This window comes from Streptomyces sp. NPDC033216 (assembly GCF_055577115.1).
In genome coordinates this window covers 14,852-32,478 of sequence record NZ_JBVIQK010000019.1, presented here as the reverse complement: position 1 = coordinate 32,478, position 17,627 = coordinate 14,852, and the positions used below count along the sequence as shown (strand labels likewise).

The 17,627-nt window shown below is 68.7% G+C and carries 16 protein-coding genes and 2 pseudogenes; 10 read left to right on the top strand and 8 right to left on the bottom strand.

Annotated elements, in window-relative coordinates; all coding sequences use genetic code 11:
* Nucleotides 1-361, bottom strand: a 361-nt coding sequence (locus ACZ5Y0_RS27885) for an NHL domain-containing protein (RefSeq protein WP_469131446.1), incomplete at its 3' end; no start/stop codon positions are given.
* Nucleotides 362-1,218: 857 nt separating this feature from the next.
* Here ACZ5Y0_RS27885 and ACZ5Y0_RS27880 point away from each other — a divergent pair.
* Nucleotides 1,219-1,860, top strand: a pseudogene (locus ACZ5Y0_RS27880) (RICIN domain-containing protein); the annotation flags it as partial.
* Between the two features lie 89 nt (nt 1,861-1,949).
* Nucleotides 1,950-2,078 carry a hypothetical protein gene (locus ACZ5Y0_RS27875; RefSeq protein ID WP_469131445.1) on the top strand — a complete coding sequence of 43 codons (129 nt, stop codon included), beginning with the start codon at nt 1,950-1,952 and terminating at the stop codon, nt 2,076-2,078.
* Nucleotides 2,079-2,130: 52 nt separating this feature from the next.
* Here the strand turns inward: ACZ5Y0_RS27875 and ACZ5Y0_RS27870 are convergent, their stop codons facing one another.
* A complete protein-coding gene (locus ACZ5Y0_RS27870) occupies nt 2,131-2,649 on the bottom strand; it encodes a hypothetical protein (RefSeq protein WP_469131444.1) in 519 nt (172 codons plus the stop codon).
* Nucleotides 2,650-2,660: 11 nt separating this feature from the next.
* Nucleotides 2,661-3,776, bottom strand: a complete 1,116-nt coding sequence (locus tag ACZ5Y0_RS27865) for a hypothetical protein (RefSeq protein ID WP_469131443.1) — start codon at nt 3,774-3,776, stop codon at nt 2,661-2,663.
* Between the two features lie 411 nt (nt 3,777-4,187).
* Here ACZ5Y0_RS27865 and ACZ5Y0_RS27860 point away from each other — a divergent pair, with 411 nt between their 5' ends.
* From ACZ5Y0_RS27860 to ACZ5Y0_RS27845, 4 genes are all read left to right on the top strand, one after another.
* Nucleotides 4,188-4,934: a hypothetical protein gene (locus ACZ5Y0_RS27860; RefSeq protein WP_469131442.1), complete on the top strand. Its 747-nt coding sequence runs from the start codon at nt 4,188-4,190 to the stop codon at nt 4,932-4,934.
* Between the two features lie 67 nt (nt 4,935-5,001).
* Complete coding sequence (locus ACZ5Y0_RS27855; protein ID WP_469131441.1) at nt 5,002-6,843, top strand: FG-GAP-like repeat-containing protein; 1,842 nt, start codon at nt 5,002-5,004, stop codon at nt 6,841-6,843.
* 656 nt (nt 6,844-7,499) lie between these two features.
* Nucleotides 7,500-7,946 carry a PDZ domain-containing protein gene (locus ACZ5Y0_RS27850; RefSeq protein WP_469131440.1) on the top strand — a complete coding sequence of 149 codons (447 nt, stop codon included), beginning with the start codon at nt 7,500-7,502 and terminating at the stop codon, nt 7,944-7,946.
* Nucleotides 7,947-8,058: 112 nt separating this feature from the next.
* Nucleotides 8,059-9,588 carry an NHL domain-containing protein gene (locus ACZ5Y0_RS27845; RefSeq protein ID WP_469131439.1) on the top strand — a complete coding sequence of 510 codons (1,530 nt, stop codon included), beginning with the start codon at nt 8,059-8,061 and terminating at the stop codon, nt 9,586-9,588.
* 499 nt (nt 9,589-10,087) lie between these two features.
* Here ACZ5Y0_RS27845 and ACZ5Y0_RS27840 read toward each other — a convergent pair whose 3' ends face one another.
* Entirely contained in the window at nt 10,088-10,762 is a 675-nt protein-coding gene (locus tag ACZ5Y0_RS27840) for an HNH endonuclease family protein (protein WP_469131438.1), read from the bottom strand.
* Nucleotides 10,763-11,748: 986 nt separating this feature from the next.
* Between ACZ5Y0_RS27840 and ACZ5Y0_RS27835 the strand changes: the two genes are divergently transcribed.
* Nucleotides 11,749-11,952 (top strand): cold-shock protein, encoded by a 204-nt coding sequence (locus tag ACZ5Y0_RS27835; RefSeq protein WP_069934205.1) that lies wholly within the window; start codon nt 11,749-11,751, stop codon nt 11,950-11,952.
* 249 nt (nt 11,953-12,201) lie between these two features.
* Here ACZ5Y0_RS27835 and ACZ5Y0_RS27830 read toward each other — a convergent pair whose 3' ends face one another.
* A complete protein-coding gene (locus tag ACZ5Y0_RS27830; RefSeq protein WP_469131437.1) occupies nt 12,202-12,507 on the bottom strand; it encodes a hypothetical protein in 306 nt (101 codons plus the stop codon).
* Between the two features lie 571 nt (nt 12,508-13,078).
* Between ACZ5Y0_RS27830 and ACZ5Y0_RS27825 the strand changes: the two genes are divergently transcribed.
* The 3 genes from ACZ5Y0_RS27825 to ACZ5Y0_RS27815 all read left to right on the top strand — a co-directional run bounded on the left by ACZ5Y0_RS27825 (nt 13,079) and on the right by ACZ5Y0_RS27815 (nt 16,084).
* Nucleotides 13,079-13,687 carry a hemerythrin domain-containing protein gene (locus ACZ5Y0_RS27825; RefSeq protein ID WP_469131436.1) on the top strand — a complete coding sequence of 203 codons (609 nt, stop codon included), beginning with the start codon at nt 13,079-13,081 and terminating at the stop codon, nt 13,685-13,687.
* Nucleotides 13,688-14,294: 607 nt separating this feature from the next.
* Nucleotides 14,295-15,719, top strand: coding sequence for a PP2C family protein-serine/threonine phosphatase (locus tag ACZ5Y0_RS27820; protein WP_469131435.1), 1,425 nt, complete (start codon nt 14,295-14,297; stop codon nt 15,717-15,719).
* On the top strand, nt 15,716-16,084 hold the full coding sequence (locus ACZ5Y0_RS27815) for an STAS domain-containing protein (protein WP_469131434.1): 369 nt from the start codon (nt 15,716-15,718) through the stop codon (nt 16,082-16,084). Before ACZ5Y0_RS27820 ends, ACZ5Y0_RS27815 begins: the two co-directional genes overlap by 4 nt.
* A gap of 665 nt (nt 16,085-16,749) precedes the next feature.
* On the opposite strand, the gene ACZ5Y0_RS27810 is transcribed toward ACZ5Y0_RS27815, so the two are convergent.
* The 3 genes and pseudogenes from ACZ5Y0_RS27810 to ACZ5Y0_RS27800 form a co-directional block, all read right to left on the bottom strand.
* Nucleotides 16,750-16,896 (bottom strand): hypothetical protein, encoded by a 147-nt coding sequence (locus ACZ5Y0_RS27810; RefSeq protein WP_469131433.1) that lies wholly within the window; start codon nt 16,894-16,896, stop codon nt 16,750-16,752.
* Nucleotides 16,896-17,071: pseudogene (locus ACZ5Y0_RS27805) on the bottom strand (CoA-transferase); the annotation flags it as partial. The pseudogene ACZ5Y0_RS27805 and the gene ACZ5Y0_RS27810, both read right to left, overlap by 1 nt.
* 93 nt (nt 17,072-17,164) lie before the next feature.
* Nucleotides 17,165-17,626: a MarR family winged helix-turn-helix transcriptional regulator gene (locus tag ACZ5Y0_RS27800; RefSeq protein ID WP_469131432.1), complete on the bottom strand. Its 462-nt coding sequence runs from the start codon at nt 17,624-17,626 to the stop codon at nt 17,165-17,167.
* Nucleotide 17,627 lies beyond the last annotated feature (1 nt).

The following is a 17,627-nucleotide window of genomic DNA, read 5'->3' as shown; positions in this document are numbered from 1 at the left end:
GCCGGTGATTGTTGCCATCGGCGATGTACAGATTGCCGACGCTGTCCACAACCACGTCGCGCGGGCCATTGAGATGGGCGTCGGTGGCAGAACCGCCGTCACCGCCGAAGTCCGCGGTGCCCGTGCCGGCGACTGTGCTGATCTTCCCGTCGGTCGTAATCTTCCGAACGCGGTGCCCCTTGTATTCGGAGATGTAGATGGTCCCAGAGCTGTCCACCGCCATCCCATACGGAAGGTTGAGCCGAGCCGAAACAGCAGGCTCGTTGTCCCCTTTGGACTCGGCGTCCCCGGTCCCCGCGACCGTACTAATCCGAGGGGCGGCGTTCCCGTCATCTGTGGCTGCCGCGTGGGCAGTGCTCATCGTCATTCCTTCACCGTTCACTGACCGTCGGCGCGTTCACACACGCAGCAGCCGAACTGCTGGAGGCGCGCTGCTTCCATGCTGGAGGCCAGCAGTCCCCCGCCTGGGGTCTGCATCGGGCAAACCCATCCATCAAGTGATCTGGAAGCACCACTCACCAGTCCGGTGAGCTGCGCCCCGGCGTGCGCACCAGGGTGCGCCACGGAGAGCGCCTCGACAGCACTCCCCGCCCCTCGCCCCCCTACCCTGGGACCAGCACTGCAGGGCCCGGTCATGGCCTCAATGACGCCGGGCCACGACGGCACCGGGCTGCCGGGCGAAGACTGCTTTCACCGGTGCGTTCGCACAACCCCTGGCACCTTCAGCGTCACCGGCGGCGAGCTGGCAGCGCAACTACGTTGCCACCCAGTCCGCCAGGAACGGCGAGCCGATCGGGCCGCGTGACCGGGACGCCCCGGACGACCAGGAGCACCAGGTTGGGACAGGGGTTGCGCCTACTATTGCGCACCCCAGGACACCCTTACGTCCGTCTCAGCCGCGCGTCGGCTGGACGCCGGGACGGAAATCGCCGGCACCCCGATGCTGTCTTTCCCCAACCAAGGAATGAGGCGAGAAGGTTTTGCCGGATGGAGGTACTGCTGTGATCGTCCGCTGTTGAGGCGCTCTCCGCGCCCGTGCGCACGCCGGGCACACGCTCGCCGGTGGATGAGCGGTGCTCCCGGTTCACTTGATGGATGGGTTTGCCCGCTGCAGACCCGGGCGGGGAAGCGGGTGGCCTCCAGCATGGAAGCGGCGCGCCTCCGGCGGCACGGCTGCTTCGTGTGTGAACGCGCCGACGGTCAGCGAACGGTGAAAGGATGACGATGAGCACTGCCCATGTGGCAGCCACAGGTGGTGAGCACTCCGTCCCTCGGATCAGTACGGTGGCAGGGACCGGAGTCGAAGGGTGCGAAGGGGACAATGAGCCTGCCGGTTCAGCTCGGCTGAACCTTCCGTATGGGGTGGCGGTGGACAGCGTCGGCAATGTCTACGTCGCCGACCACGCAAACCACCGGGTCCGGAAGGTCTCGTCTGACGGGAAGATCAGCACGGTCGCTGGCACGGGCGTCGCGGACTTCGACGGTGACGGCGGCCCGGCCGCCTCGGCTCTGTTGAGCTCGCCGCACGGGCTCGCTGTGGATTGCGCCGACGCCCTCTATATCGCCGACCACCTCAACCACCGGGTTCGGAAAGTCGCGTTGGCGGAGGTGGCCGGGTTGCCCGAGTCGGGCACGGTGGTCTGGTGGGCCAACGTCCGCAGCCGGCTGCGGATGGGGGGCGTGCGTGAGTCCACCAAGGACGGTGCCGAGATCCAGCAGGCTCTCCCCGTTTCCCGGAGGCATCAGCGGTGGCGGCTGGTCGTGATCGGTCAGGACGACGGTGAGGCCCTGTGCCGGATCGAGAACGTGCGCAGCGGCAAGGCGTTGGAGGTCGTCGGTGGGCGGGAGTGGCCCGGCGCGGTGGTCGCGCAACGCGCCTATGAGGGGGATGACGCGCATCACCAGCAGTGGAGGCTGATCCGGTGGGTTCGGCGGCGGACGCTCCGCGTGTGTACGAGATCGAAAACCGCAACAGCGGACTGTACCTGCGAGCGGACACCAACGCCCGCGCGGCGATCAGGCAGGACGGGGTGGAGGGCGACCGCCAGGGCCGGCAGTGGCAGCTGCTGCCCGCGTGATGCCGAAGGGGGCAGAGGCGGTCTCGCCTCTGCCCCCTTTTCGGCCAGGGTGTCACTGGGAGCCGGGCGGCTTGTCGGCGGTCGCCTTGGGTGCCTTGCCGGCCTCCGGCGCCTCGGGCTTCGCCGGCGTCTCGGGCATGCCGGTGTACTTGCCCTTGTCCGGCTTGTTCTGCAGGTCCTCGTTCTTCTTCAGGTTCTTCTTCAGGTCGGGGTTGTTCGCCATCTTCGCATTCGACTGCTCCATGCCTTCGGACGCTGCCGTGGACACCGCGCCGAGATCCTGGGTGTACCCCGTCGGGCCGGCCGCCTCCTGGGTCTTTCGGACGAAGGAGCCGAGGAAGCCCATGATGAGGCGCGCTTCGGGCGACTGCTCCTGTACGACCCTCGCGCGCGAGGAAGCCCCGTGGATCGCATCGGCGGACAGGCTCGTGCTCTTGTCGTCGTACGTGGTGTCGGTGGCGTCCTCGAAGTCGACGTGGGGGTCCGCGGTCGGCTGCGTTCGGTCGCCGTGGGCCACGGAGAAGAACCCCGCGCTCTGGCCGGCGAAGCCGAAGATGCTGTTGAACACCATGGTGGTCACCTCTACTCGTCGTGCTCGTCGCGGGGGTGCTTGTGCAGCGAGCGGTCGCTGTCGGTCAGGCTCTGGCAGTCGAACATCGTGTGGTGGACGTCCAGGACGGAGACGACCTCGGCCAGCCCGTGCAGGTGGAAGCCGCCACCGGCCAGGTCGAGGATGCTGATGGGGCGGGCGACCAGCTGGTCGAGGCCGGGTTTGTCGTCGGACTGCGGGGGAGACAGGACCGCCACCGGCACGGCGTAGTACACCGCGATGAGCCCGGAGAAGGTCACCGGGATCTCGTAGCAGTAGTGCTTGTGGCAGCGCCGTTGGGTGACGACGGTTTCCACGCGGCCGCCTGGGGGGACCTCGCCGGAGATCTGCGATTTCGATGCCCAGCTGGTGCTCAGCGAACCGCTCACGGATCCTTGGATGCCCAGCGCCAGCGAAGCATTGAGCCCGGCGGTGCCGGTGGCACTGCCCGTGGTCGTGAAGCCCACCGAATCCGTCACCGTGTTCGACACGGAGTTCGTCGCCGCGTTCCGCACCGCGTTCTCGGTGGCGTTCGCGTTGTCCGCTCCGACGCTGTCCTTGCTGTTCTTGTTCGTCAAGGTGTTCGCGTTCTTGTTCGACACCTCGTTCTGGCACTGTGCCTGCATCTGCGCCTGGAGGTCCATCCGCAGCTGGTTCTGCAGCTGCAACTGCAGTTGCGCGCTGATGCTGCCCCCGAAGGTGAGCTTGGCATCCCCTTGGAGCGACCACTTGATGTCGTTCGACACACTGAAGTCGACCGAGTCGGTGAAGGTCATCTTGGACGTCTGACTGCGATTGACGTAGACGCGCGAGGAGCACATGTCGGGCGGGGGCTGCCTGATGTCGCACCGCTCCTCGATAAGCGGCTCCCCGAGGTGCATGTAGGCGACCCAGCCCAGCTGGAACGCGGTCACGGTGTCGGGCAAGGTGCCGTAACGCTGCTTGTTCACGGAGAGCCCGATGGGTTTGTGCCGCACACCTGAGCCGTCGACATAGACCAGGTTGGGGTGGTTCAGCAGGGCCGGCCAGTTGATGTGGAGTTCCTTGAGGTTCTTCTTCGTCAGCGGCTGGCGCTTGGTCCGTCCCAGGTTGTACGCGGTGGAAGACATTCCCCATCCTCGACTAGCGTGGCCGAATACCGCTCGGTAAATGTGAACGAAGTGCGCGCGCTCTGGCATTCGAAGCTAGCACGGCCTGTAACTCCCTGAAAGGTGTCACCGTCCATCACCCTCAATCGGGTGATTAAAGCTCCCTGCCTTCTCAACTTGCCTCGTTCAACGGTAAGTTCGAGAAGTGTCGATCGCGCGGTCGGACACCTCCGATAGCTCTTCCTGGGAAGCCGGCCTCGGATTTCCGCCTTCGAAGAAGGTGCTTTCTCCGGTCATGTGCTTGCTTTAGTGTTGCCGGGCCGGCGATTGGTTGTTCAGTAAATGTGGTGTCGACCGCAGTGGTTTATCGGTCATATCGCTGAGCGTCCGACGCGTTGTTCTCCACATCTACAACAGGTGAGGTTTTTCGCGATGTACACACAAGAACGCACCACGATGTCGAACCTGGTGGTCGGCGGCCCGGTAGCGGTCAACAGCTACGACAACGCGATCGTGGCGGCACTGGTTGAGAACCGGCCCGTCATGCTCGTCCACGCCTTCAACGGCGGCTACTTGCGGCCCGCCGAACTGACGGACTCGGTCCACGACAAGGGCGTCGAACTGGCCACCACACTGAACCCGGCCACCAAGGAGGCAAAGGGCCACCTCTGGTACATCACTCCCGCCGGCTTCTTCGGGCAGCGCCCCCTGTACTTCCTCGAGAGCGCCGCGGGCCAGGTGCCGCCCACCCCCGCCGCCGGACCGGTACCGTCCGCACCCGCCGGCGCGGGGCAGACCGCTGCCGGGCGCGGTGACGACGGCACCCCGAAGCCGCAGCGCCGGCGTATCACCGTCCACCAGGACGCCCCCGCGAGCACGACCGACACCGTCCAGGTGGGACTGCCGGACAAGGTCGACGCCAAGTGGCGCGGGAAGAACGGCGCGCCCGAGGACACCCAGCTCTGGGTCGTCACGGTGACGCCATGGGGCGGGATCACGTTCGTGCCGATCACCCACCCCGACACCATCCTCGGGTTCAAGGACCACGCGGTGGCCGCCGACAGCGAGGTGCGCCTCACCTACAACTGGGGCGGGGACTTCACGGGCACGGTCATCAACACCTTCTACCCGCGGCTGCCCAACGAGTGGAGCGTCCCCTACCACCACGTCTTCACGTGATCCGCGGTCACCGCCGCACCGCACCCGTCCCGAGCCGACGCCCGCACCGCCTGGAAGAGGCACCACGATGCCCGTGCCCACGAAAGAACTGAAATTTCAGATCGTCCACGCCGCCACGGGGCAGACCCTCGGCGCCAAGACCGCACCTGGCGCGGACGGGGCGCTCGTCGTCCGCGACTTCCCCGACGGCGTCCCGAGCCCCGTGCAGTGGCAGCTCACCCCCGCACAGGCCGCGCAGGACGAGCAGGCGTATGTGATCTGCAACGCGGTCAGCGGCAAGGTCCTCGACGACCCCGCCGCCGCGGACCGCTCCGTCCGCCAGTGGGACGCCACCACCGGCCAGAAGAGCCAGCAGTGGCACCTCGTCCCCGTCGAGGGCGAAGCGGGCCTCTACGTCATCGAGGGCGCCACCGACGGCGCCGTCCTCGACCTCGCCGACCCCGCTGGCCCCGACGAGGACGAGACCGGGGTCGTTCTGAACGAGTACGACGACAGCGCGGAAAGCCAGCGCTGGCGCCTCGTTCCGGCCGAGCCCGAGCGCACCAGCGACCCCGTGCTGCACTACGCACCTCTGAGCCACTGGAACGGCCGCCAGTCCTGGCGGCTGGCCCGCTCGGCCGCGCTGCGCCCGGCACCCGGTGCGACGCCTTGCTTCAGCGACATGCTGTTGGTCCTCAAGCAGTTCGGGAGCGAGCAGGACGCCAGCGGATGGAAGAGCGTCGGAGCTACCCACTCGCCCAGTGGGCCACCGGGTGGGTGGGCCGGGCTCGGTGACCGGCTGCTCGCCGACACCACGGGAGCGGGCCGAGCGGACATCGTGGGGCTCAAACCAGCGGTGGGTGCTGTGACGGTCTCCAGCCAGGGTGACGGCACGTTCGAGGACGACGAGCGCGTCCTGCACCAGCCCGTACCCTCCCCGAGTCCCAAGGACTTGTGGACCCTCGCGGACACGACGGGCATCGGCAGGCCCGACGCCGTCGTGCTCGCCGCCGACGGTGTCCGGGTGTTCCTGCAGGACGAGGCCGGGACGTTCGCGTCTGCGGGCAACGAGCCGGTCATCAAGGCGTTCGGCCACGGACAGCAGGCCGGCGGGTGGCTTGCCGACAAGCATCCCCGCTTCCTCGTCGACACGACCGGCGACGGCAGGCTCGACATCGTCGGCTTCCACGACGACGGCGTCTGGGTCTCCCTTCAAGACGAAGAAGGAAACTTCGCACCGCTCGCCGACGAACCGGCCCTGAAGGCGTTCGGTCACGGACAGCAGGCCGGCGGGTGGCTTGCCGACAAGCATCCCCGCTTCCTCGTCGACACCACCGGCGACGGCAGGCTCGACATCGTCGGCTTCCACGACGACGGCGTCTGGGTCTCCCTCCAGGACGAAGAAGGGAACTTCACCGAACCTTTGTACGTCCTCGACCACTTCGGCGTAGCGCAGGGATGGAGCTCGGCCGAGGAGTACCCCCGGTTCCTGCTCAGGACCACCGATGGCGAGGCGGCAGACCTCGTCGGCTTCGGCCCGCAGGGCGTCGTCGTCGCGCGCGGACGCGGGGACGGCACGTTCGAGCCCGCGAAACTCGTGCTCAACGACTTCGGGACCGCCCAGGGGTGGACGAGCGGCAAGCACCTCAGGTTCCTCGCCGACGTCACCGGCGACGGCAAGCCGGACATCGTCGGCTTCGGCAACGAAGGCGTCTGGGTGTCGCACAACGACGGCGACGGCCAGTTCGAGCAGGCCCAGCTGGTATGCCGCGGCTTCGGCTACCACGACGACGCCGGCGCCTGGCGGGTCGACCGCCACCCCCGCTTCCTCGCCGACATCACCGGCGACGGACGCGTCGACATCGTCGGCTTCGGAGGACCGGGCGTGTACGTGGCCCGCAACCTGTACCGCCGCTTCCGAACCCGATAAGCCCCGAGTTGAAACAGCAAATAACAGCACTTGGGTCACCAGGCTGCAGTCCTGCATACGGCGCCTGGATGCGGCCCCCGGTGCGGAACCGGCCACCCCGGCCGCTCCAGTGCTACGGCACCGGTTCGTCAGCCAGAGCGTCTCGCTGCCCGCACACGGGCCGAGGACCACATCCTTGCCCCTGGGGGCGAGACGCAGCGCTCCGGCCCGGTCACCGGTTGCCCACCGCTGGGAGCCAGAACCACTGCCCGAACACTGCACGCACCACTCCTGCTCGGGGTCTCGCTGTCGCACTGCACTGGCGCACTCCAGGATGTCCGCCATGGAGGCGCCTACATCTTCTGTTCGATCAACTGGGAGAATTCATGCGTAGGTCCACGACGGCATGCACGGTGCTCGCGCTGGGAGCGAGCTTGTTGCTCGGAGGACTGGCGCCCGGAGCCACTGCTGCGGCCGCTCCTGGTGCGGTCACGGCGCTCCGTGCGCCGACGCCTCCGTCGTCTGTCCCTGATCTCGATGCCCCGGGGCCGGCCAGGACGGTCGAGTTCCCGCCGGACGGGCGGGTCCGCTCAAGTCCGGGGCACGTGCAGATCCAGGCTCCGCAGTACACGCGCATCGTCCGGGTGGACCCCTGGTGCAGCGGCATGAGCTGCCCTGTGTCCATCGCTCCCGACGGCTCGTCCGCCAGCTTCTCCGTGCAGAGCAACAACTACGTGTGGAGCCGGCCCTGGAAGATTGACGTTGTCGCCACGGATGACGCGCCCATGGCAGGTGGCCGGTTCACCGGCACTCTCACCTTTGAAGGTGTGGCGGTGGACTGGACCGTCAACATCACCCAGGGCACTCCCGGGGCCTTCGGCGGCTACGTCAGCAGCGTCCCCGGGGGGGGAGGTGCCCGGGTTCGTTTCGTCGACCCCGAGCTGAATGCCGCCGCTGCAGGGTTCAGGGACAAGGACATCATCACGTCCGTCGACGGTCAGCCCGTCACGTCGGCGGCATCCCTCAGCTCCGTCCTCGCCGGCAAGCGAGCCGGAATCGCGGTGCCCGTGGGCATCACGCGCAACGGTACCCAGGTGACCTTGCAGTACACGGTCGACGAGTGATCGACACGACGTCCACGCGCGGGCGTGCTTGCCGCCTGCCGCTCCTTCGGTCTTCGGACACGATCGGCAAGACCTCAGTCCTGGCCGCCCGAGACGCGGTGAGGGGATGACGATGAGCAAGGCCCAGACAGCAGCAACGGAGGGTGAAGACTCCGCCCCCCAGATCACTACGGTCGCCGGTACCGGAGATGCCGGGGCCGCAGGAGACGACGGGCCCGCTGTCGCGGCCCGGCTTGACCGTCCCTACGGCCTCACGCTGGACAGCACGGGCACCCTCTACTTCTCCGACCACAACAACCACCAAGTCCGGAAAGTCACCACGGACGGCAGGATCCGCACGGTGGCAGGGACCGGCACTCCTGGATCCGGGGGAGATCCGGGCCCTGCTGCCTCAGCCCAGCTGGACAGCCCGCGTGAGGTAGCGGTGGACGGTGCCGGAAACCTCTACATCGCCGATTCCGAGAACCACCGGATCCGCAAGGTCACGGCCGACGGACAGATCGGCACCGTCGCCGGCACAGGCACTGCCGGGTTCAGCGGTGACAACGGCCTCGCCACTGCCGCCGAGTTGAATTGTCCGTACGGCGTCGCAGTGGACAGCACCGGCAACCTCTACATCGCCGATACCGACAACCACCGGGTCAGGCAGGTCACACCAGACGGGCAGATCCGCACAATCGCCGGGACCGGAACCCCGGGATTCTCCGGCGACGGCGAGCCTGCCGCCACAGCTCAGCTGAACAGCCCGTACGGCGTCGCGGTGGACGGCGCCGGCGACCTCTACATCACCGATGCCGAGAACCACAGGGTCCGCAGGGTCGCCGGGGACGGCACGATCAGCACGGTCGCGGGCACGGGCACCGACGGCTTCAGCGGTGACGGCGGCCCCGCCACCTCCGCCCAGCTGGACTTCCCCCTGGGCGTGGTAGCCGACACCACCGGCACCCTCTACGTCTCCGACCACAACAACCACAGGGTCCGCAGGGTCGCCGGGGACGGCACGATCAGCACGATCGCGGGCACGGGCACCGACGGCTTCAGCGGTGACGGCGGCCCCGCCACCTCCGCCCAGCTGAACTACCCATTCGGGCTCGCGATCGACTGCGTCGGCGCCCTCTACATCGCCGACTACGTCAACAACCGCGTCCGCAAGGTCGCGGCGCCCGCCATGGCAGGACTGCCCGAATCAGGCACGGTGGTTTCCTGGGCGAGCGTCCGCAGCCGGCTGCGGATCGGGGTCACGCGCGAGTCGCTCAAGGACGGGGCCAAAATCCAGCAGTCGCTCGCCGCTCCCCGCCAGTCGCAGCGGTGGCGGCTGGTCGTAGCCGGGAAGAGCGACAGCGGCGACGTGGTGTACAGGATGGAGAACGTGCGCAGCGGGAAGGTTCTGGAGGTCGACGAAGCCCGGGGGACGCCCGGGGCGGTGGTCGCGCAGCGCGCCTACGAAGGCGACGAGGCACACCATCAGCACTGGCGGCTGATCCCAGTGGGCATCGTAGCCGACGACCCCCGGGTCTACGAGATTGCGAACCGGAGCAGCGGTCTGCTTCTGGGCGTCGAAACCAACGCGCCTGTGGTGATCACGCAGCGCTGGGCGGAGGGCGACCACTGGGGCAGGCAGTGGCAGTTGCTGCCGGTGTAACGCACGGGCTGGGGCAGGAGCGGCGAGGCCGCTCCTGCCCCCAGTGCACGACGCACGGAACAGTCCTTCCCTTGGGTGGGCCTCTTGACGATGGTCACCGTTTCACCAGCGGACGGCGCGCCACTCGCCGGTCGTTCACCCAACCGGGGCGGGGCGCACGGGAGCAAAGAGTGTCTCCACTGCGCTTCAAGGCACCTGGAGCGCAGGCTCTGCCTCTCAGGTGAAGGGAGCGCCGGATGCGCAAGCGCGGGGGCCGAACCCACGGTGCGCCCCGACTGGTTGGCTGGTCTCCGCCTCGGCCATCTCCGGGCCGGGTCGCCGGAGCACTACACGATCACCGGCCAGAATCGTGCTGGGGGACGTGGCCGGGCGCACGGTCGCCCCAGTCACCGTCTGAGGGGGTGCCGTGTCCCATGAGGGGAGGGTCGCTTTGCCGGCCTCCTGTTGTCCGTGGACGGGCGGCGGGAGCTGCCGCAGCGGGTCGGGGGCCTTGATGCGTTCATGGGGCGGGGGTGTAGGTGACGGTGTCGCCGGTGCAGTCGGCGGCGATGTCCTGCAGCCGGTTGCGTTCGACTTCGTCGGCTGCCAGGTTCCAGCGGAGTTTGGTGGCTGTCCACTCCGAGGCGTACCGGCACAGGGCCCCGCTGGCGGGCGGGAGCCACTGGGCGGGGTCCTGGTCGGCTTTGGACCGGTTGGAGCGGGCGGTGACGGCGACCAGGCTGGCGTTCTGGCCGAGGTCGTTGGCGTAGGCCTCGCGGCGCTGTGCGGTCCAGGCGGAGGCGCCGGAGTCCCAGGCTTCGGCGAGGGGGACCATGTGGTCGATGTCCAGGCCGGATGCGGCGGTCACGGTCTGTTCGTCGTAGTACGACCACCAACTGCCCCCACTGAGCGCGCACCGGGTGCCGATGGTGGGCGCGGTGACGGCTTCGGCGATGAGGACCTCGTTGCGGGTGTTGCAGCCGTCAGCGGGATTGGCTCCGGTGTTCCAGTGGCGGAAGGCATCACGGGTGTAGCCGTCACGGGACTCGGTGGCCAGCGGCAGGGAGGACACTGCCACCGTGATGGGCAGGACGGTCGGTTCAGCCGCCCGGGCGGCGTGGGCCGGGGCGCCGGAGGTGAGTGGAATCAGGGCGAGACAGAGCGCTGCCAGGCCGCGTCCGAAATGCTGGGTCATGGGCACCTGGATAGTGCCCATGCTTTGCGCGGCCGGCCGGGATCGAAGGCAAACCCCCCGTGGGGGTGAAGGATTCAGCACACCGGGTGCCTTTGAGCTGCCCCGACCGTGGCCGGGCAGAGCATGGATCGTGTCGTCCCATGCCTGGCAGGTGCGGAGTGCGTTGCAGGCAGGACTGCCCAGCCCGCGGTCGGCGCCGGTGCCGGAACACCCGCCTCGGTGCGGACGGGCGGCCCTGTGCGGTTGTTCAGGTGGCGGTCAGCAGATGCAGCAGATGAGTGCAGGCGTCTGCTTCGCTGGTGTGTTCGGTGACGGCCTGCCAGGTGCCGCGTTCATAAGCGCCGGTTTCCCACCTGCCGGGGTGGGCGGGGGAGCGGCGCAGGTAGAGGAAGTCGGTCGGCAGGGGAGCGGGCTCGTGGACGCCTTCGATGTAGTAGTAAGCCGTCCTGCACTCCTTTGGAGCGCAGGACGGTGTGCAGGGTGTGGCAGTCCACGAGGCTGGTCGGGATCAGCCCGCGGCGGGGGCGAGGTAGCCGTGGTCGAGGAGCCACTTGACGTTCAGGCACTGGTCGTCGCCGGGGGCAGCAGGGCGGGGTCGAGTACCGCACCCCTGAGACTGCGCCGCTGGTTCGCCCTGCACGCATCCCTGCGCCCCAAGCGGCGCGCCCATCCTCTCAGCGCCCTCGCCGGGGCCGCACCCTACGAGAGCCGTTGCCGGGTCAGAGTTGGCGCGGAGTCCTTAGACCGTGGCGACCGACCGGTTTTTGAACGGGCGAACAAGTGAGTGCCACGGTGGCTCGCTGGTGGCTTGGCCCATGCTCTCTGGTGAGGGCTGGCTTCGGCGTGTAGCGTCGCTGCCGGATGTCGTGGTTCGCAATGTCTGCCCGCGCTGTTGGCGCGGGCGCTTTGCTGTGCAGGGCCGGACCAGGGCGATCACCTCCAGGGCCGCGCGGTGCGGCTCCTGACAGCGACTGAGAGGCACCAGCATGGCCAGCGGAACCGTCAAGTGGTTCAACGCCGAAAAGGGCTTCGGTTTCATCCAGCAGGACGGCGGCGGGCCGGACGTCTTCGCGCACTACTCCAATATCAATGCCTCAGGCTTCCGCGAGCTCCAGGAAGGCCAAGCGGTCACCTTTGACATCACCCAGGGGCAGAAGGGCCCGCAGGCGGAGAACATCACGCCTGCCTGACCTCCCCGCACGTCATCAGGGCTCGGAGCAGATGCTTCCGGGCCCTGATCCGTACGGATGACCCGATCAGAGCGCAGCTCACCAGCCAGGCCCCTGACCCGCCCCCAGGCGAGCGCCGTCAGAGGTGAGGGCCGAGGCCGCGCCGTTGGTACAGCGGGTTCGGCACGGGCCACAACCGTCTTGCGTTCGTGTGGGGTGTTCAAGGAGGCCGGACCGTTGGCGGTCACCTGCGCGGCCTCTACGGGGAGGTTAGCGGGATTCGTCGTAGGGGTCGCGGCTGCCGGACTTGGCCAGGCCCCGGCTGATCATGTAGCCGACGGTGAGGATCACGATGTACAGCCATGCCTTGTCGGCGCGGAAGTAGTCGGCGTGGCCCTCGTCGTCTCCCACGACCATGGAGGCGATCAGCACCGCGACGACCGCGGCGATGTAGGCGAAGAACTCCGTGGTCTTGAAGGCGGCCTTCGTCTCGGTCGACAGCCGGCGCGGCCGGTGCGCAGCCGCGTCCGGGCCCGTGTGCTGGCCTGCGTTACCGACCGGGTTCACAGCGCTCATGAGAAGGCACCTTTCTTGCGTGGGACGGCACCTGGTGTCCCGCCGCCGTTGGAGAACGCGCCAAGATCGACGCGGCATCTACCGAGTGCCCGCACTCAGCAACCTAAACAGCGCATCAACCCATGGACATGACACAAGTGTGGTGTTCGAGGCCGCCGACGCCACCCTGCGCATCGCCGGTAACACCGGCGATGCTGCTCTCGGCCGTGTCATACGCGCGGCCCCCACCCAGCTGTCGCGCCGCCCGGGGCCGGTACGTGCCTTGACGACGATGCCTCGACACCCACGCGGCCCCACTCTCCTGCCGATCTCCGCCGTCACGGGTACTGCGCAACTTCCCGTTCGAGACGGCCAAGTCCGGGCATCTCGCGGTGGCGGCTGATCGTTTGCACCTGCTGGCTGCCGACGAGCTCCCGTGTCGTGCCCCTCGCGCATGCTGGTCTCGATGGACCGTGCACGGACATCGTTCGGCGTTGCACTGGGCCGCCTCCGGGTACCCGGGCGGGCGTAGCGATCCAGGTGGCCCGGCAAGTGTCACGGGCCCGGCTGCGGAGCACGCAGGGGAGCGGTCATGCCGAAGACCATCAAGGACCAGACCGTCGAGCAGCTCGGTGGAGACAGCAGCATCCTGGTGCGGCAACGCCGCGAGCACGAGGAGATGGACCGGCTGATGGGCCAGTACCTGACCCTCGACGACCTTCACCAGCGGGAAAAGGTTCTGAAGCAGGTGGTGCAGCTGGTCTTCAGCCATGCCTTCGCGGAGGAGACGGTGCTGTGGCCCGTCGTCAGGGCCTCGGTGCCGGAGGGCGAGGAACTGACGGCCTGCGTCGAGGAGGAACATCAGCAGATCAACGATCTTGTCGCCGACATCGAACGCCTTCCTGCCGGCGATCGCGGGCGGGAGGACAAGGTTCAGCGGGCCTTCGCGCTGATACGGCAGGACATCAGGGACGAGGAAGACCTCCTCCTCCCCCAACTGCGGGACGCGATGGACATGTCCCGGCTACGCCATCTCGGCACCGCATGGGCAGCGGTACGACAGACCGCTCCGACGCATCCGCACCCCGTCATTCCCCGGCGGCCTCCCGGGAACGCACTGCTGGGTATACCGCTGAGCGTCTACGACCGCGTGCGAGACGTCCTCGGCATGGGCAGCTCCGCCTCACGACGAGGAAGGTGACCTCGTCGTCAGTGAGCTGGCCCTTCGTTGCCCGTGGTGTGGTCGACATCGAGCCCGTCTCCGGCCACCATGCGGGACCGGTCCCGAAGTCACCGCACCACCGGGCGGGACGGACGGGACCATCCGACGGCACCAGCCCACCACAGGCCCTCCACAGGCCTCATGAGACGCAGCCGAGAAGAGACCGCACCCCAGGATCTGCCGGGCGACCTGTGGCACGCCCTGTCCGAGCTCCAGCACCGCCATCCGCCCCCGTGGGCCGCCTCGGGCCGCTCGACCGCCCGGTCGGATGGCTGTTCTTCCATGCGGCCACCGACACCGTCCTCGCAGGTGGTGCAGCGTCCCTGTCCGGGTTCGCGCTCAGGTTGACCAGGAGGCCGCGGTCGACGAACCGCCGCACCACGAACGCCGTCAGTTTCGCCTTTCCGTGATCACTGCGCCGGGTTGCGGTGTTTCCGCGAAGCTCGTCGTCGGGTCGGGTGCGCCGGCCGTGTTCGGTAGGGTTCCGGAGTGCTGGCTGTCTGGTCGGTGCCTTCCTGGGGGGATGACCGAGACGAGGGACATGCCGGAACAAGCGAGTCCGCCTGCGATATCACCGAGCGGGCCTGTGGCCGCGTCGGCCGAGGCGGCGCGGATGGCGGCGGTGCGCCGTTACGACATTCTCGACACTCCGCCGGACGGCGCCTACGATCGAGTCGCGGCGCTGGCGGCGCGTCTGTTCGAGGTGCCGGTGGCGACGGTGACGATCGTGGACGAGGACCGGATCTGGTTCAAGGCCACGCACGGACTGGAGGGTGTCAGCGAGATCGGCCGGGATCCGGGGCTGTGCGCCTCGGCGGTCCTGACGCATGACACCACTGTCATCCCCGACACCCTGCTGGACCCGGTCGCCTGTTCCAACCCGCTGGTCGCCGGCCCGATGGGGGTGCGGTTCTACGCCGCCGCTCCGATCATCACCGCCGACGGGTACCGGCTGGGCACGGTCAACGTCCTCGACACCCGCCCCCGCGAGATCAGCGAGACGGATTCGGCCACGCTCGCGGACCTGGCGGCGGTGGTGCGTGACCAGCTGGAGCTGCGGCTGTCGGCGTTGCGCGTGGTGCGCGCCGAGCAGGAGCGCCGCAAAGTCGAGCAGGAGAAGCGCCAGGCGGAGGAAGAGGCTCGGCAGCGCGCGGAGCGGGACAAGGCGGCCATCGCCGCGTTCGCCTCCACCCTGCAGCGGACCCTGGTGCCTCCCGTCCTGCCCGCGGTACCGGGCCTGGAGCTGGCCTGCCACTACAAGACCGCCTCCCCGCAGGAAGTGGGCGGCGACTTCTACGACGTCTTCCCCGTCGGCGGGGACCGGTGGGCGTTCTTCCTGGGCGATGTGTGCGGCAAGGGCGCCGAAGCAGCCTCGGTCACCTCACTGACCCGCTACACGCTGCGGGCCGCAGCCCTCGTCGACGCGGACCCGACGGCCGCGCTGAATGCCCTGAACACGGCGCTGCTGCTGGACGCGGCGGTGGGGACACGCTTCTGCACCGCCATCTTCGGCGTGCTCGATCCCGCCCGGGACGGCGGTTTCACGGTCACGCTGGCCACCGGCGGCCATCCGCCCGCCTACCACCTGAGCTCCACCGAGGAAGGCGGTGTACGGGTGGAGGCGGCCCGTGCCAAGGGCGGCATGCTGGTCGGCGCCTTCGCCGAGGCTGCCTTCGCCTCACGCACCCTGCACCTGGCGCCGGGCGAGGGACTGCTGCTGTACACCGACGGGCTGACCGAGGCCCGCACCGCCGATGGCCACATGCTCGACGACACGGGCCTTGCCGACTTCCTCGCCCAGCGACCGGCACCGGTCCGCGCCGGCGCCCTGATCGACGACACCGTCGCGCTCCTGGACACCCTCCCCGACACCGAACGCGACGACGTGGCGCTGCTTGCCCTGTCCGTCCCCACTGCTGATGCCGCTCCGGCCGGCATCAGCACCACCGTCCACAGCGCCGCCGCCCCGACCGCCGACGTCTCCGTCGCGCTGGAGAACCGACGCCCATGACCGACGCATTCCACATCGATGTCCCGCACACCGACGGAACCCTGGCCGTGATCGCACTGTCCGGCGATTTCGACATCGCCGCCGCACCCGCCGTCCGGGGCCGCGCCCTGGACCTCATCTCCGACGGACACCCCGACCTGGTCGCCGACCTGGCGGGCGTCACCTTCTGCGACTCCTCAGGGCTGGGCGCCCTCGTCGGCATCTGGCGCTGCGCCAAGGACGCCGACGGCTCGCTGACCCTGGCGGCCATCCCCGACCGGCTGGGCCGCCTGCTCAGCGTCACCGGGATGGACACCTTCCTGCCCGCCTACCCCAGCGCCCAGGCCGCGCTCGCCGCACGCCAAGGCAACCGCACCACCGCCTGAAACGCCTCGCGCGCCAGGGCGGCGCCAACAGCCGGCTAGCACTACACAGCCCGGCCTTTCCTCCCGCAGGGACTGCATGCACCGTGGGCAGGCGACAAATTCGACAAACTCCTGCTCCCACGCGGTCAGTTCCCGCCCCAGACTGGCGCGCTCCAACGTGTGCAGCCACAGCCCCGTGCCCAGCCGCATCTCCCTGTTCCGCAGCCCCCGTGCCTGCCGCTGGCCGTCCCCGGGCGCCCCGGACAACCACCTGTCGAACCGCTCCATCTGCTGCTCGCGGGTGAGGCGGACCTTCCCCCCAGCCGTGCTCTGCATGTCCTCTTGCCTGTCCACCGCCACCAGCTCTCATTTCGTGTTCACCTGAGTGCGGAAAGTAACGATCCCGGCAAGTAGTCGTCGATCTTCTATGGCGAAATGACCGAAAAGCGAGGTGTGAGTGCCCGGACGGGGCCACCGCGCGCCAGCGGCGTCGCGGCATCCGGGAAAACCAGGGCCGGTCCCGGCACCCCCAGGTACGCCAAGGGCCAGGCGTTCACCTCTTACAGCTCCACAAACGGCCTGCAACGCCCCGCCGACACCCTCTCGCAACGCAGGGAGCGCGACAGGGGAGCGGGCTGCCGTTTTGCAGGTGTTTCGCCCGCCTCGCCGACAGCTGGCCCCGAGGCTCAAGAGGTCCGGGGTCGGGTCCAGGGCTGGGAGCGGTCAGAGGTTCGGCGCGGTGCGGCTCCCGCCCAGTCGATGCCCAGCTCCGCGAGCGCGGCGAGCTGATCGGCGTCCAGCCGGTTCTCCTCGATTTCGTGTTCGAAATCCATACGGCCACCCCGCTGGTGCCGTCGTAGCGCCAGGGCGGCCCGCCGTCAGTGACCTGGGTGTGGGCGCCGGTGGGGGTGTAGAAGGCGGGGGAATGTCACAGCCGCCGGCGCGCAGCTGTTCGGCCAGCGTCCCCTGCGGGATGAGTTCGAGCTCTATCTTCCCGCCGAGGTGCTGCCAGGGTGATCACGGGTGATCCGCACCTGGCCCGCTACCGGCAGCGGGCCGTAGGCGTTCCCAGGCCGTCCGCCGGTGACCTGGATCAGCGGGTCAGGTGTCTTGGTGGGCCTTGAGTTTGCGCCATACCGCGCTGAGGGCTTGGAGGTCCTGCTGGTCGAGGACGTCCGTGAAGACGGGGCCCAGGCAGGCGCGCCGCGTTGCGTCGGCCTCGTCGAAGAGACGGCGGCCTTCCGGGGTGAGGGTGACCTCGACGGACCGGGCGTCCCTGGCGGACGGCGTACGGGTGACTACGCCCCGTGCATGGAGCGTGTCCAGGACACGGGAAACCTGGCTGCGGCTGAGCATTGTGCTGTTGCCGAGGACGGACGCAGGGACCGGCTCGGGGCTGTGGGCGAGCCAGAGCAGCACCTCGAACCAGGAGACGGGCAGGTCATGGGCCTTGAGCAGCGCGCGGTCCACGCGTTCGGTGAGCACGGTGCCTGCCCATACCAGGCCGTAGAAGGCGTAATCCGCTTCGGGCATCTCCACCGGGGTGAGCTTCCTCGTCGCCATG

Excerpts from the sequence above, each read along its gene's own strand:
- ACZ5Y0_RS27835 (WP_069934205.1), top strand. The coding sequence starts at position 11,749 with ATGGCCAGCGGAACCGTCAAGTGGTTCAACGCCGAAAAGGGCTTCGGT.
- ACZ5Y0_RS27815 (WP_469131434.1), top strand. The coding sequence starts at position 15,716 with ATGACCGACGCATTCCACATCGATGTCCCGCACACCGACGGAACCCTG.
- ACZ5Y0_RS27870 (WP_469131444.1), bottom strand. The coding sequence starts at position 2,649 with ATGGTGTTCAACAGCATCTTCGGCTTCGCCGGCCAGAGCGCGGGGTTC.
- ACZ5Y0_RS27840 (WP_469131438.1), bottom strand. The coding sequence starts at position 10,762 with ATGACCCAGCATTTCGGACGCGGCCTGGCAGCGCTCTGTCTCGCCCTG.
- ACZ5Y0_RS27830 (WP_469131437.1), bottom strand. The coding sequence starts at position 12,507 with ATGAGCGCTGTGAACCCGGTCGGTAACGCAGGCCAGCACACGGGCCCG.
- ACZ5Y0_RS27865 (WP_469131443.1), bottom strand. The coding sequence starts at position 3,776 with ATGTCTTCCACCGCGTACAACCTGGGACGGACCAAGCGCCAGCCGCTG.
- ACZ5Y0_RS27860 (WP_469131442.1), top strand. The coding sequence starts at position 4,188 with ATGTACACACAAGAACGCACCACGATGTCGAACCTGGTGGTCGGCGGC.
- ACZ5Y0_RS27825 (WP_469131436.1), top strand. The coding sequence starts at position 13,079 with ATGCCGAAGACCATCAAGGACCAGACCGTCGAGCAGCTCGGTGGAGAC.
- ACZ5Y0_RS27810 (WP_469131433.1), bottom strand. The coding sequence starts at position 16,896 with ATGGATTTCGAACACGAAATCGAGGAGAACCGGCTGGACGCCGATCAG.
- ACZ5Y0_RS27855 (WP_469131441.1), top strand. The coding sequence starts at position 5,002 with ATGCCCGTGCCCACGAAAGAACTGAAATTTCAGATCGTCCACGCCGCC.
- ACZ5Y0_RS27845 (WP_469131439.1), top strand. The coding sequence starts at position 8,059 with ATGAGCAAGGCCCAGACAGCAGCAACGGAGGGTGAAGACTCCGCCCCC.
- ACZ5Y0_RS27800 (WP_469131432.1), bottom strand. The coding sequence starts at position 17,626 with ATGGCGACGAGGAAGCTCACCCCGGTGGAGATGCCCGAAGCGGATTAC.